12 protein-coding genes are annotated in these 13,268 nt (G+C 71.8%); 2 read left to right on the top strand and 10 right to left on the bottom strand.

Going from position 1 to position 13,268, the window contains the following annotated elements; genetic code table 11:
* The first annotated feature begins 24 nt into the window (after positions 1–24).
* Positions 25–573, top strand: a complete 549-nt coding sequence (locus tag AQJ11_RS24675; protein WP_014671004.1) for an SMI1/KNR4 family protein — start codon at positions 25–27, stop codon at positions 571–573.
* A gap of 87 nt (positions 574–660) precedes the next feature.
* Here AQJ11_RS24675 and AQJ11_RS24680 read toward each other — a convergent pair whose 3' ends face one another.
* From AQJ11_RS24680 to AQJ11_RS24690, 3 genes are all read right to left on the bottom strand, one after another.
* Positions 661–1,173, bottom strand: coding sequence for a hypothetical protein (locus tag AQJ11_RS24680; protein WP_279616952.1), 513 nt, complete (start codon positions 1,171–1,173; stop codon positions 661–663).
* A gap of 372 nt (positions 1,174–1,545) precedes the next feature.
* Positions 1,546–2,880, bottom strand: coding sequence for a diaminopimelate decarboxylase (gene lysA / locus AQJ11_RS24685; RefSeq protein WP_059264414.1), 1,335 nt, complete (start codon positions 2,878–2,880; stop codon positions 1,546–1,548).
* 14 nt (positions 2,881–2,894) lie between these two features.
* Complete coding sequence (locus AQJ11_RS24690; protein ID WP_058079452.1) at positions 2,895–3,263, bottom strand: SAV_915 family protein; 369 nt, start codon at positions 3,261–3,263, stop codon at positions 2,895–2,897.
* 306 nt (positions 3,264–3,569) lie between these two features.
* Between AQJ11_RS24690 and AQJ11_RS24695 the strand changes: the two genes are divergently transcribed.
* Positions 3,570–4,133: a universal stress protein gene (locus tag AQJ11_RS24695; protein WP_059264513.1), complete on the top strand. Its 564-nt coding sequence runs from the start codon at positions 3,570–3,572 to the stop codon at positions 4,131–4,133.
* Between the two features lie 153 nt (positions 4,134–4,286).
* On the opposite strand, the gene AQJ11_RS24700 is transcribed toward AQJ11_RS24695, so the two are convergent.
* From AQJ11_RS24700 to AQJ11_RS24735, 7 genes are all read right to left on the bottom strand, one after another.
* On the bottom strand, positions 4,287–4,922 hold the full coding sequence (locus AQJ11_RS24700) for a histidine kinase (protein WP_059264415.1): 636 nt from the start codon (positions 4,920–4,922) through the stop codon (positions 4,287–4,289).
* A gap of 1 nt (position 4,923) precedes the next feature.
* Positions 4,924–5,607 (bottom strand): response regulator, encoded by a 684-nt coding sequence (locus tag AQJ11_RS24705; RefSeq protein ID WP_014671010.1) that lies wholly within the window; start codon positions 5,605–5,607, stop codon positions 4,924–4,926.
* A gap of 139 nt (positions 5,608–5,746) precedes the next feature.
* Positions 5,747–6,415 carry a potassium-transporting ATPase subunit C gene (locus AQJ11_RS24710; protein ID WP_208616600.1) on the bottom strand — a complete coding sequence of 223 codons (669 nt, stop codon included), beginning with the start codon at positions 6,413–6,415 and terminating at the stop codon, positions 5,747–5,749.
* Between the two features lie 23 nt (positions 6,416–6,438).
* Entirely contained in the window at positions 6,439–8,568 is a 2,130-nt protein-coding gene (kdpB, locus tag AQJ11_RS24715) for a potassium-transporting ATPase subunit KdpB (RefSeq protein WP_175252076.1), read from the bottom strand.
* Complete coding sequence (gene kdpA, locus AQJ11_RS24720; RefSeq protein ID WP_014671013.1) at positions 8,568–10,229, bottom strand: potassium-transporting ATPase subunit KdpA; 1,662 nt, start codon at positions 10,227–10,229, stop codon at positions 8,568–8,570. The genes kdpB and kdpA overlap by 1 nt, the downstream gene beginning before the upstream one ends.
* A gap of 7 nt (positions 10,230–10,236) precedes the next feature.
* The gene (kdpF, locus tag AQJ11_RS24725; protein WP_016434100.1) at positions 10,237–10,326 is read right to left on the bottom strand and encodes a K(+)-transporting ATPase subunit F; all 90 of its coding nucleotides are present in this window, start codon (positions 10,324–10,326) and stop codon (positions 10,237–10,239) included.
* Positions 10,327–10,713: 387 nt separating this feature from the next.
* A complete protein-coding gene (locus AQJ11_RS24735) occupies positions 10,714–13,209 on the bottom strand; it encodes a sensor histidine kinase (protein ID WP_059264417.1) in 2,496 nt (831 codons plus the stop codon).
* Positions 13,210–13,268: the final 59 nt, after the last annotated feature.

Below are 13,268 nucleotides of genomic sequence, written 5' to 3' on the forward strand. Positions count from 1 at the left end.
CGCCCCCGAGGAGACACGCGCCTCATGCATCCCGCAGTGACCAGGCTCATCGAGATCGTTCCGCCGGGCACCGCCCGGCGGACCCGCGACTGGAACGCTGTCGAACGTGAGCTCGGCACGCCGTTGCCGCAGGACTACAAGGAACTGGTCGAGGTCTACGGGGGCGGCGTCTTCGACGAGACGGTATGGCTGTTCGACCCGGAGTGCCCTGACGAGGACTACAACCTCGTGGCCCAGTTCGCGGAGCGGGAGGAGGTGCTCGGCCGGCTGTGGCAGACCGAGCCGAAGCCGGCGGAACTCGACAGGCCGGGTACGCGGGTCCTGCCCTGGGCCTACATCGAGGACAGCGGAGCGATGCTCTACTGGCTCGCCGCACCGGGGCAGAGCCCGGACGAGTGGACCGTGATGCTCAACGAGGGGCGCGGTCCCGAGTGGGAGCACCACGCCACTCAGTGCGCCCCCTTTCTCCTGGCCGTCCTGACGGGAGAGTCCGAGAGCGCGTACTTCCCCGACCTCCCCGCCGACAGCCACCAGTTCGACTCCAACGACGAGATCCTCGGCGAGGAGGACTGAGGAATTCCGGCGAGGACCATCAGGTCGGACAGGCGCACGTGCCGGTCGACTGCGGGCGCCGGCCTGGCCGGCGCCCGCACCGGGGCCTCACGCCGCCGCGTCGTAAGCGGCCCGCGACCGCACGCCCTCGTCGGTCCGCGGCCGTGGGGCCTGCTCCGCGAACACGGACAGACGCAGCACGAGGTAGCGGCCGGTCCCGACGAGCGCGGTGGCCGACAGGTACACCGTCTGCTGCATGACGAGTCCGGCTCCGGGGCGGAGCGCGGCCAGCGCGCCGAGCGCCGCCGACGTGACCAGCCAGCCGACGGCGATGGTGGCCGCGCTCTTCACATGGCCCGCCAGGCCCGGCCGTCCGTGGCCGAACGAGACGCGGGCGTGCAGCTCGGTGGCGGCCACGGCGGAGGCGACGGTCGTCAGCGCGTTCGCGGCCATCCACGGGATCCACTGCGCGAGGAGCACCAGGGCCGCCGAGGCCGCCAGGGTGACCGCGCTGCCCAGCCCGGAGAACCTTACGAAGGAAGCCGTGTGACGGCGCATCAGCCGCAGGCCGTTCATGGTGGTCCCCTCCCTGGCCGCCCCTCGCGGGGCCGTCGTCGTCATGCCGGAGACCATGGCCGATCCGACCTTCACCGCCGCTTCAAAGCGTTTTCAGGCGTGCCCGTGGCGATGAAACCGACGCGGCGGCACGCGACTCGCGTCGACCGTGAACAACCGTGGAGGGGACGGGACTCAGGACGCCCCGAGCACGGCGGTACCCGCCGAACCGGCCGCCGCCGGCAAGGCTGGCGACGACGGGGGCTGCCTCGCCGGGACGGCGAGCACGATCCGGTACGCGCACCACACGCACCGAGCCGGGTTCCGGTCCGGCCCGGTGCGTCAGGGCGTGGCCGCCGCCGGATGTGTCCGCGGCGAGGGAGCGTGCCGCCGATGACCTCGGCGGAGCCGCGGGTGACCGCCGGGCCGGGGCCGCGGCTACAGGCCCACGTCTCGGCCGCGGATGTCCTCCATCGACTCGCGGCGGACCAGGAGGCGGGCGAGGCCGTCGCGTACGGCGACCACGGGCGGGCGGCCGACCAGGTTGTAGCCGGAGGCCATGGAAAGGTGGTAGGCGCCGGCCACGGGTACGGCGAGCAGGTCGCCGGGGCGTACGTCGGCGGGGAGTTCGGCGTCGGCGGCCAGGATGTCGCCTGCCTCGCAGTGCCGCCCCACCACGGTGACCCGGGCGGAGGCCGCGGTGCTGTGCCGGCCGATCAGACGGGGTGCGTAGCGGACGCCGTACAGGGCCGGCCGGGGGTTGTCGCTCATACCGCCGTCCACGGCCACGAACACGGTCTCGCCCGAGTGCTTCACGGACAGGACACGGTACAGAGCGATCCCGGCGGGGCCCGCTATCCCGCGCCCCGGCTCGATGACCAGCCGGGGCACGGGGAGCCCGGCCGAGGCGCAGGCGTCGGCGAGCTCGGCGCGGACCTTGCGGGCCAGTGACGTCAGGTCGAGGGCGTCCTCGCCGGGTCGGTAGGCGATGCCGTGCCCGCCGCCGAGGTCGAGTTCGGGCAGGACCAGGCCGTGCTGTTCGTGCAGGCGGGCCATCAGGCCGACCATGCGGCGCACGGCCGCGAGGTACGGCTTGACGCTGGTGATCTGCGAGCCCAGGTGGCAGTGCAGGCCGGTGAGTTCGAGCTGCGGCTGGTCGAGGATGCGGGCGATGGCGTGCTGGGCGTAGCCGTCTGCGATGGAGAGTCCGAACTTCTGGCCGTCCGTGCCGGTCCGGATCTTCTCGTGGCCGCCCGCGCTGATGCCGGGCACCACGCGCACCATGACCTTCTGACTGCCGCTGGGGCCCACGGCGGCGGCCAGCCGGGCGATCTCCGAGGGGCTGTCGATGACGACACGGCCTACGCCCAGGCGGAGAGCCGTCTCCAGGTCCCGCGGCGACTTGGCGTTGCCGTGCAGCACCATCCGCTCCGGTGCGAAGCCGGCGGTGACCGCGAGCTCCAGCTCGCCGGCCGAGCACACGTCCAGTCCGAGGCCCTCCTCGTCCATCCAGCGGACCATGGCCCGGCACAGGAACGCCTTGGCCGCGTAGAGGACTTCGGCGTCCGGGAAGGCGTCCCGGTAGGTGCGGCAGCGGTGGCGCACCTCGGCCTCGTCGAGGACGTAGACGGGGGTGCCGAAGCGGTCGGCGATCTCCGCGAGCCGTACTCCGCCCACGGCCAGGTGGCCGGGGCCGGACTCGGTCGTCGAAGCGGGCCACACCGACAGGTCGGCGAGGGCCGCGGGGACGGCGGGTTCGTGAACGGTGGTCATCGCGTGCTCTCCTCTCAGCCGATCCGCTGGGCCGGGGCGGCCAGTGCCGCCTCCAGGACGGCCGGCCCGACTGGGGCCGGGGCCGGGGTCGGTGCCGGTGCCGGTGCCGTGAACAGCGGGTCGATCGTGACGCTGGTGACGCCCAGCGGTGCGGTCAGTGCGCGCAGTGCGGGCTCGGCGAGGCGGATCCACGCCTGACCGGCGCCGAGCGTCACGACGAGCCTGCGCTCGGAGGTGAAGCCGACGGCCGTGCGGTCGCCGAGCGGTGTGCGGAAGAGGCGGGCCGCACACCCGGACGGGCCCGGCCGGACCGGGACGTACAGGGGTCCGGCCGGGAACCGATCGGAGGGCTCGGGGTCTTCGCCGTACAGGAGTTCTTCCATGGAATACCTCCGGAAGGAGAGCTGAAAGGCCCCGGACGCGGGGAGGCGGACCGGGGCTCGCCATCGACGCTATGCCCGTCCGCGTCCGGTCCCGGCCCCTCCTGACGGAACGCTGACGGTGACCGCGCCGACATTGACGGAATGCTGACATGCCTGGTGGGCGGCCCCGGAGAGGCCCGTCAGAAGAGCGCCAAGAACTGGCTCGCACCCTTCTCGAACACCGCTTCCGCACGTGAGATGGAAGCCGCATTCGACGAGATCGCCGGCGGGAACGGACCCACTGGCGTGGGGAGAAACGGTGAAGAGATGTCCCAGTCCGACGCGCCCTCAGCCGCTCGTGTCGTGGTGGGGGTGAGCGGCTCTCGGGGCAGCCTGGTCGCCTTGCGCCGGGCCGCCGAGGAGGCCCGGCGCCGCGGAGCCGAGCTCTGGCCGGTGCTGGCGTGGGAGCCGCCCGGAGGGGAGCTCGCCGCGCGCCGGTCTCCGGCCCCGGTGGTCACGATCGACGAGTGGGAGCGGCTGGCCCGGGAGAGACTGCTCCAGGCCCTGCGCGACGTGTTCGGCAGCGCCGACCTCGCGCTGCCCGGGCAGGCGCTCCTCGCCCGGGGCACCCCGGGCCCGGCGCTGTTGCGGATCGCCGGCCGCGAGGACGACCTCCTGGTGATCGGCGCCGGACGACGTGGCCGTCTGCACCGCGCGCTGGGGCTGTCGGTCAGCCGCTACTGCCTCGCGCGGGCCGTCTGCCCCGTCCTCGCGGTACCGCCGTCCCCGCTGGAGTTTGAACTGACGGCCGTGCGTCGCCGTACCACCCGGCGGCTGCGGCTGGACACCGAGCGCGTCTGGAGGGAGCTCGACGTGCCGTTCGAAGCCTGAGCTCTCCGGAGATGGCCGCCGCCGACAGGTCCGGCGGCCCCGGCCGGCGCCGCGGTGCCGTCCATGGGGCGGGCATCGGGGTCGGGCCGCCACCGGGTGTGTCCTCGGCGTCGGGCGTGCCGCCGGGGGCCTCGGCGAAGCCGCGGGCGACCGTCAGGACGCCGCCACCGCCGACAGGTCCGCCAGCTCCCGCAGCGCGGTGAGGTTGCCGGGGCGGAAGTAGTTGGCCAGGGCCGCGTCGACCTTGTCCGGCTGGTAGATGTTGCCGTGGGCCATGCGGCGGCGCAGGGCCTGCGGGGACATGTCGACCAGCTCGATGTCGTCGGCCCGCCGTACGACCTCGTCCGGGACGGTCTCCCGCGGCCGCACCCCGGTGATCGACTCGACCACGTCGCCGAGTGACTCCAGGTGCTGGATGTTGACGGTGGAGACGACGTCGATGCCGGCGGCGAGCAACTCCTCCACGTCCTGCCAGCGCTTGGCGTTGCGGGAGCCGGGGACGTTGGTGTGGGCGAGCTCGTCGACCAGGGCGACGGCGGGGGCCCGCCGCAGGACGGCGTCCACGTCCATCTCGGTGAAGGCGCTGTCCCGGTACGTGATCCGCCCGCGCGGCACCTGTTCCAGTCCGTGCGGCATCACCTCGGTGCGGGGCCGGTGGTGGTGCTCGACGAAGGCGACCACGCAGTCGGTGCCGCGCTCGGTACGGCGGTGCGCCTCCGACAGCATCGCGTACGTCTTGCCGGCGCCGGGTGCCGCGCCGAGGTAGATCCGGAGCTTGCCGCGTGCCATGTCAGCCCTCGAACCGGTAGCCCATGCCGGGCTCGGTGATCAGGTAGCGGGGGTGGGAGGGGTCCGTCTCCAGTTTGCGGCGGAGCTGGGCCATGTAGACCCGCAGGTAGTTGGTCTTGTGGGTCTGCGGGGCACCCCAGACCTCCTGGAGGAGCCGTGTCTGGGTGATGAGCCGGCCCGGGTTGGTCACCAGGATCTCCAGCAGGTGCCATTCGGTCGGGGTCAGCCGCACGTCCCGGCCTTGCCGCACGACTCGCCTGGCGAGCAGGTCGATGCTGAAGTCCCCGGTCTCGACGAGCGTCGTCTCGGGGGCGAGCGGTGCGTCCTCGGTCCGGCGTACCGCGGCCCGCAGCCGCGCGAGGAGTTCGTCCATGCTGAACGGCTTGGTGACGTAGTCGTCGGCGCCCGCGTCGAGCGCGGCGACCTTCTCGTCGGACGACTGCCGGGCGGACAGCACCAGGACCGGCACCCGGCTCCGGCCGCGCAGCGCCCTGATGACGTCGATGCCGTCCATGTCGGGCAGCCCCAGGTCGAGCATCACCACGTCGGGCTGACGGGCGGCGGCCAGCCGCAGGGCGGTGGCCCCGTCGGGCGCGGCGTCGACCCCGTACTTGCGTGCCTTCAGGTTGATCACGAGGGCCCGGACGAGCTGCGGGTCGTCCTCCACCACCAGCACCCTGGTCATGGGGTGTGTGCCTTTCCTGTCGTGTGCCGGCCGGACGGCGCCGGACGCGGCTCAACCGGCTTCATGGCGGCGGGAGCCGGCGGACCAGGATGCAGAATGGCTCCCGGCCGCCGGCTCCCGCGCATGTCATGCCGCCCCATCAGTGCTTCGCGAGAAGGTCCTTGAGCGCGATGTTGAGCTCCAGGACGTTCACGCGGGGCTCGCCGACGAAGCCGAGGGTGCGGCCCTGGGTGTGGTCCTCCACCAGCTTCTCCACCCGGGCGACGGGCAGGCCGTTCTTCTCGGCGACCCGGTGGGCCTGGATCCGCGCGTACTGCGGGGAGATCGCCGGGTCCAGCCCGGAACCGGAGGACGTGACCGCGTCGGCGGGCACCTCGGACGCCCTGACCGTGTAGCCGGGCACCGAGTTGTCCTTGATGACGGCGGCCTTGGCGTCCTTCACCTGCTGGATCAGGACCTTGTTGTCGGCGGCCAGGTTGGTCGCGCCGGACAGCAGCAGCTTGTACCGGGTGTTGATGCTGTTGCTGCCGAGCCCGTTGGCCGGGCGGCCCTGGAACCACTTCAGGTCGGGCTCCGGCGTCTCCTGTCCCTTCTTCAGTGGCAGGTTGTACGACTGCCCGATCAGGGACGAGCCGACGACCCTGCCGTCCGCCCTGATCTCGGAGCCGTTGGCCTTGTCGCTGAACAGCGCCTGGGCCACCCCGGTGACGACGAGCGGGTAGATCACGCCGGTCACCAGGGTCAGCACGAGGAGGGCGCGCAGGCCCGCCCCGAGCAACCGGGCGGTGCCGGATACGGAGTTGTTCATGGCGATCAGCACGCTTTCTGACGTCAGAGCCCGGGGATGAGGGAGATGAGCAGGTCGATGATCTTGATACCGACGAAGGGGGCGACGAGGCCGCCGAGGCCGTAGATCCCGAGGTTGCGCCGGAGCATCTTGTCCGCGCTCATCGGCCGGTACCGCACGCCCCTCAGCGACAGCGGCACCAGCGCGATGATGATCAGGGCGTTGAAGACGACGGCCGACAGGATCGCGGAGTCGGGCGAGGACAGGTGCATGATGTTGAGCTTGTCCAGGCCCGGGTAGACCGCCGCGAACAGTGCCGGGATGATCGCGAAGTACTTCGCCACGTCGTTGGCGATGGAGAAGGTCGTCAGCGCGCCCCGGGTGATGAGGAGTTGCTTGCCGATCTCGACGATCTCGATGAGTTTGGTCGGGTTGGAGTCGAGGTCGACCATGTTGCCGGCCTCCTTGGCGGCCGACGTGCCGGTGTTCATCGCCACGCCGACGTCGGCCTGGGCGAGGGCCGGGGCGTCGTTCGTGCCGTCGCCGGTCATCGCGACGAGCTTGCCGCCGGCCTGCTCCCGCTTGATGAGGGCCATCTTGTCCTCGGGGGTGGCCTCGGCGAGGAAGTCGTCGACGCCCGCCTCCTCGGCGATGGCCTGCGCGGTGAGCGGGTTGTCGCCCGTGATCATGACCGTCTTGATGCCCATGCGGCGCAGTTCCTCGAACCGCTCGCGCATGCCCTGCTTGACGACGTCCTTGAGGTGGATGACGCCCAGGACCCGTGCCCCGTCGGCGTCTTCGAGGGCGACGAGCAGCGGCGTGCCGCCGGCTTCGGAGATCCGGTCGGTCAACGCCTGGGCGTCCTCGGCGACTTCGCCGCCCTGTTCCTTCACCCAGGCGATGACGGAACCGGCGGCGCCCTTGCGGATGCGGCGTCCGTCGACGTCCACGCCGGACATGCGCGTCTGGGCGGTGAAGGCGATCCACTCGGCTCCCGCCAACTCGCCCTGGTGGCGCTCGCGCAGCCCGTACCTCTCCTTCGCCAGCACGACGATCGAGCGGCCCTCGGGCGTCTCGTCCGCCAGCGAGGAGAGCTGGGCCGCGTCGGCCACCTGGGCCTCGGTGGTGCCGCGCACGGGCACGAACTCCGACGCCTGGCGGTTGCCGAGGGTGATGGTGCCCGTCTTGTCCAGCAGCAGGGTGGAGACGTCACCGGCGGCCTCGACCGCACGGCCCGACATGGCGAGCACGTTGCGCTGCACCAGCCGGTCCATGCCCGCGATGCCGATCGCGGAGAGCAGGGCGCCGATGGTGGTCGGGATCAGACAGACCAGCAGGGCGACCAGCACGACCATGGTCAGGTGCGTGCCCGCGTACGTGGCGAACGGCGGCAGCGTGGCGCAGGCCAGCAGGAAGACGATGGTCAGCGAGGCCAGCAGGATGTTCAGCGCGATCTCGTTCGGCGTCTTCTGCCGGGCCGCGCCCTCGACGAGGCTGATCATCCGGTCGATGAACGTCTCGCCGGGCTTCGTCGTGATCTTGATGACGATGCGGTCGGAGAGCACCTTCGTGCCACCCGTGACGGCCGACCGGTCACCACCGGACTCGCGGATGACCGGCGCGGACTCGCCGGTGATCGCCGACTCGTCGACCGAGGCGACGCCCTCGACGACATCGCCGTCGCCGGGGATCACGTCACCGGCCTCGCAGACCACCAGGTCGCCGATCCGCAGTTCGGTGCCCGGCACCCGCTCCTCACGGTCGTTCACCAGCCGCCTGGCCACCGTGTCGGTCTTGGCCTTGCGCAGGGTGTCGGCCTGGGCCTTGCCGCGGCCCTCGGCGACCGCCTCCGCCAGGTTGGCGAAGACGACGGTCAGCCACAGCCAGGCGCTGATGGTCCAGCCGAACCAGTCACCGGGGTCCTTGAAGGAGAAGGCGGTGGTCAGCACCGAGCCGACCCACACCACGAACATCACGGGCGACTTGACCATCACCCGCGGGTCCAGCTTGCGGAACGCCTCCGGCAGCGAATCGACCAGCTGCCCGGGGTCGAAGAGGCCCGCTCCGACCCGGCCTTCGGTGGGGTGGTGTCCGGTGGGGACGTCGCTGTGCGGCGCGCGGGTGGGGGTGACTGTGGACATGGAGTCCTCTGACTTCTCTGTGCGGGTGGTCATCACGCCAGCCCCTCGGCGAGCGGGCCCAGCGCCAGGGCCGGGAAGTACGTGAGACCGGTGATGATCAGGATCGCGCCCACCAGCAGTCCGGTGAACAGCGGTTTCTCGGTGCGCAGGGTGCCCGCGGTGACCGGGATCGGCTTCTGCTCGGCGAGCGAGCCGGCCAGGGCCAGGACGAAGACCATGGGCAGGAAGCGGCCGAACAGCATGGCGAGCCCGGTCATGGTGTTGAACCAGTCGGTGTTCGCGTTCAGCCCGGCGAAGGCCGAGCCGTTGTTATTGGCGGCGGAGGCGAAGGCGTACAGCACCTCGGAGAAGCCGTGCGCGCCCGGGTTGAGCATCGAGTGCGGCGGGGTCGGCAGCGCCATGGAGGCGGCCGTGAAGACGAGCACCAGCGCCGGGGTGACCAGGATGTAGGCGGCGGCGAGCTTCATCTCCCGGGCGCCGATCTTCTTGCCCAGGTACTCGGGCGTACGGCCCACCATCAGGCCGGCGATGAAGACCGCGATGACGGCCAGGATCAGGATGCCGTAGAGACCGGAACCGACACCGCCGGGCGCGATCTCGCCCAGCATCATGCCGAGCATCGTGATGCCGCCCCCGAGGCCGGTGAAGGAGGAGTGGAAGGAGTCCACCGCACCGGTCGAGGTCAGGGTCGTGGCCACCGCGAAGATCGACGAGCCGCCGACCCCGAAGCGGACCTCCTTGCCCTCCAGCGCCCCGCCCGCGATCTGGAGCGCGGGGCCGCGGTGGGCGAACTCGGTCCACATCATCAGGGCGGTGAAACCCAGCCAGATGACGCCCATGGTGGCGAGGATCGCGTAGCCCTGCTTCACGTTGCCGACCAGCACGCCGAAGGTGCGGGTCAGGGAGAACGGGATCACCAGGATGAGGAAGATCTCAAGGAGGTTCGTCAAGGGCGTCGGGTTCTCGAAGGGGTGGGCGCTGTTGGCGTTGAAGTAGCCGCCGCCGTTGGTGCCCAGTTCCTTGATGGCCTCCTGCGAGGCGACCGCGCCGCCGTTCCACTGCTGGGAGCCGCCCATGAACTGGCCGACCTCGTGGATGCCGGAGAAGTTCTGGATGGCGCCGCACGCGACCAGCACGACGGCGGCGACCGCCGCGATCGGCACCAGAACGCGTAGTGTGCCGCGCACCAGGTCGGCCCAGAAGTTGCCCAGCTCACCGGTGCGCGAGCGTGCGAACCCGCGCACCAGCGCCACGGCGACGGCCATGCCGACGGCCGCGGAGACGAAGTTCTGCACGGCCAGACCGGCGGTCTGCACGACGTGACCCATCGTCTGCTCGCCGTAGTACGACTGCCAGTTGGTGTTGGTCACGAACGACACGGCCGTGTTGAACGACTGGGCCGGATCGACCGAGGAGAAGCCGAGCGAGCCGGGCAGCACGCCCTGGAGCCGCTGGAGCAGGTAGAGGAAGAGGACACCCGCCACGGAGAAGGCGAGGACGCCGCGCAGGTACGCGGGCCAGCGCATCTGCGTGTCGGGGTTGGCACCGATGCCGCGGTAGATCCACTTCTCGACCCGCAGATGTCTGTCGGACGAGTAGACCCTGGCCATGTAGGTGCCCAGGGGGACGTAGGCGAGGGCCAGCGCGCCGATGAGGGCGAGCAACTGGAGCACGCCCGCGAGTACAGGACCCATGTCTGTCTCAGAACCTCTCCGGGAATATCAGGGCGAGGACGAGATAGCCCAGCAGGGCGACGGCCACGACGAGGCCGACGATGTTCTCGGCGGTCACAGCTTGGTCACCCCCTTGGCGATGAGGGCCACCAGCGCGAAGGACGCGAGCACGGTGACGACGAAGGCCAGATCGGCCATCGCGAGCTCCTGGAGTGGGGTTCGATGAACGGGACGTTTAGAGGAAACCGCCTCTCTGGCCGGATCCGGCCACCCGTTGACGGCTCCCTTACGGCGACGCTCACGGCTTTGACGGGTCCCATACGGCACCGGCCCGGCACCGGTCAGTGGGCCGCCGTGACCAACGGTGCCCCGGGTCACGGCAGTCGGGAAGGCGGCCGGCGGATCACCGCGCCGGTTTCCCGCGCAGGGGCGGCGACGACGCCGCGCTGGTTCCGCAACAGCCAGTGTCACAGCCGCTCGGGCTCCGTCTCCGGGATGAGCACGGTCACTCCGGCCGCCGACTCGCCTTGGTCGGTACGGCACTCGGCGTCCGCGGGGCGAACGGCAGCGACACCACCATCGTGAGACCGCCACCGGGGGTGTCCTCGGGGCTGAGGGTGCCGTTCATGGCTTCGGTCAGGCCGCGAGCCAGGGCCAGGCCCAGGCCGAGACCGGTGGCGTTGTCGGTGTCACCGAGGCGCTGGAACGGCTCGAAGAGACGGTCGCGGCCCTCGGCGGGCAGGCCGGGCCCCCGGTCCACGACCCGTAGCTCCACCTGGTCGGCCAGGACGCTCGCGGTGACCAGCACCTTCCTGCCGTCCGGCGTGTGGCGGGCGGCGTTGCCGGCCAGGTTGGCGATCACCCGTTCCAGCAGCGGCGGGTCGGCCGGCACCGCCGGGATCTCCTCCAGGTCCACCACGTCCACGTCGGGCACCTCCGCGAGTGCCGTCGGGAGGACCTCCTCCAGCGAGGTGGCGCGAAGGTCGAGGGTGAGGACGCCCGCTTCCAGGCGGCTGAGGTCGAGGAGGTTCTCCACCAGCCGGTTGAGCTTGGCCATGGACTCGTCGGCGGTGGCGAGGAGCTCGTCCCGGTCCTTTGGGGGGAACTCGATGTCCCGGCTGCGCAGCGAGGTGACCGCGGCCCACCCCGCGGCGAGCGGGGTGCGCAGGTCATGGCCCACGGCCCGCAGCAGCGCCGTACGCAGCCGGTCGGCGGCCTTCACGGGCTCCACCTCGGCCGCGGCTTCGGCCAGCCGGGCCCGCTCCACCGCGGAGCCCGCGTGGGCGGCGAACGCGGCCAGGACCCGCCGCTCGGACGACGACAGCGTGCGGCCCCGCAGCGCGAGCCAGGCACCGGGGCCGGCGGGGACAGCCGTCACGCCCGCTTCCTCGGGCGCCTCGTCCACCAGTCCCGCCGACTCCATGCCGAACGTCTCGCGGGTCCGCTCCAGCAGGGCCGGAATGGTCGCTTCGCCCCGCACGATGCTGCCGGCCAGGGAGGACATCGTCTCCGCCTCGGCCGTCGCACGGGCCGAGCGGCGCGACAGGCGCAGGGACCGGTCCACCACGGCCGCCACTACGGCGGCCACCACTGCGAACACCGCCAGGGCCAGCAGGGCGTTCGGATCGTCCAGGGTGAAGGCGCCGATGGGCGGGATGAACCAGTAGTTCAGCAGCAGGGACGCCGTCACCGAAGCGATCACCGCCGAGGCGACCCCGCCGATGCAGGCCACACCGACCACGGCGAGCAGGAACAGCAGGGCCTCGCTGGTCAGGTTCAGCGGTCCGCGTGTCCGGGCGAGGACGACCGTGAGCAGCACCGGCAGCACCAGCCCGGTCACCGGGCCGGCGATCAGCCGGGCCGGTGAGAGCGTACGCCGCCGCGACGGCAGGAGGGTGCCGCGGCCGGCGCGCTCGTGGGTGACCCGGTGGACGTCGATGTCGCCGGACAGCTCGGTCACGGTCTCCCCCGTGCCGGGCCCGGTCAGGAACCGGGCCAGCCGGCCTCGACGGCTGGTGCCGAGGACGAGCTGGGTGGCGTTCTCGCCGCGGGCGAACTCCACCAGCGTGGTGGGGACGTCGTCGCCGACGACCGAGTGGTAGCTGCCCCCGAGATCCTCGACCAGCCGCCGCTGCCGGGCGAGCGAGGCGTGCGAGACGCCGGACGCGAGACCGTCGCTGCGGGCCACGTGCACGGCGAGCAGGTCGCCTCCGGCCGACCGGTCGGCGATCCGGGCGGCCCGCCGGATCAGCGTGTCCCCCTCCGGGCCTCCGGTCAGCGCGACCACCACCCGTTCGCGCGTCTCCCACACCCCGCCGATGCCGTGCCGCGTACGGTATTCCTGTAGCGCCTCGTCGACCCGGTCGGCCACCCACAGCAGCGCCAACTGCCTGAGCGAGGTGAGGTTTCCGGGCCGGAAGTAGTTGGCCAGGGCGGCGTCGATCTTCTCAGGGGCGTAGATGTCGCCGTGCGCCATCCGCCGCCGCAGCCCCTCGGGCTCCATGTCGACCAGCTCGATCTGCCGGGCGCGCCGTACGACCTCGTCGGGCACGGTCTCGTGGTGGGGAACCCCGGTGATCTTCTCGACCACGTCGTTGAGTGACTCCAGGTGCTGGATGTTCAGCGCGGTGATCACGTCGATGCCGGCGTCGAGGAGCATCTCGATGTCCTGCCGGCGCTTGGGGTTGCGGCCGTCGCCGGGGACGTTGCCGTGCGCGAACTCGTCGACGATCGCCACCTGCGGGCGCCGGGCGAGCAGCGCGGCCAGGTCCATCTCCTCGAACCGTCCGCCGCGGTGGGCACAGGACGCCCGGGGGACGCTCTCCAGGCCGTCGAGCATCGCCTCGGTGTGCGGGCGCCCGTGGCACTCCGCGAACCCCACCACCACGTCCGCCCCGCGGGCGGCACGGCGCCGTCCCTCGTCCAGCATCCGGTAGGTCTTGCCGACTCCCGGGGCCGCCCCGAGGTACACCTTCAGTCGTCCGGGCCGTACGTCACTCATCGCCGCCGACGCGCTCCGCTCACTGGGCCGACTCCCCCGTGCACGGGAGTCCCTCCTGC

The organism is Streptomyces corchorusii, from assembly GCF_001514055.1.
Lineage (GTDB): Bacteria > Actinomycetota > Actinomycetes > Streptomycetales > Streptomycetaceae > Streptomyces > Streptomyces olivaceoviridis.

Coding starts and splice junctions, on each gene's coding strand:
- AQJ11_RS24705 (WP_014671010.1), bottom strand. CDS start 5,607: ATGACCAGGGTGCTGGTGGTGGAGGACGACCCGCAGCTCGTCCGGGCC.
- kdpB (WP_175252076.1), bottom strand. CDS start 8,568: ATGACCACCCGCACAGAGAAGTCAGAGGACTCCATGTCCACAGTCACC.
- AQJ11_RS24680 (WP_279616952.1), bottom strand. CDS start 1,173: ATGACGACGACGGCCCCGCGAGGGGCGGCCAGGGAGGGGACCACCATG.
- kdpA (WP_014671013.1), bottom strand. CDS start 10,229: ATGGGTCCTGTACTCGCGGGCGTGCTCCAGTTGCTCGCCCTCATCGGC.
- AQJ11_RS24700 (WP_059264415.1), bottom strand. CDS start 4,922: ATGGCACGCGGCAAGCTCCGGATCTACCTCGGCGCGGCACCCGGCGCC.
- AQJ11_RS24690 (WP_058079452.1), bottom strand. CDS start 3,263: ATGGAAGAACTCCTGTACGGCGAAGACCCCGAGCCCTCCGATCGGTTC.
- lysA (WP_059264414.1), bottom strand. CDS start 2,880: ATGACCACCGTTCACGAACCCGCCGTCCCCGCGGCCCTCGCCGACCTG.
- AQJ11_RS24695 (WP_059264513.1), top strand. CDS start 3,570: ATGTCCCAGTCCGACGCGCCCTCAGCCGCTCGTGTCGTGGTGGGGGTG.
- AQJ11_RS24675 (WP_014671004.1), top strand. CDS start 25: ATGCATCCCGCAGTGACCAGGCTCATCGAGATCGTTCCGCCGGGCACC.
- AQJ11_RS24735 (WP_059264417.1), bottom strand. CDS start 13,209: ATGAGTGACGTACGGCCCGGACGACTGAAGGTGTACCTCGGGGCGGCC.
- AQJ11_RS24710 (WP_208616600.1), bottom strand. CDS start 6,415: ATGAACAACTCCGTATCCGGCACCGCCCGGTTGCTCGGGGCGGGCCTG.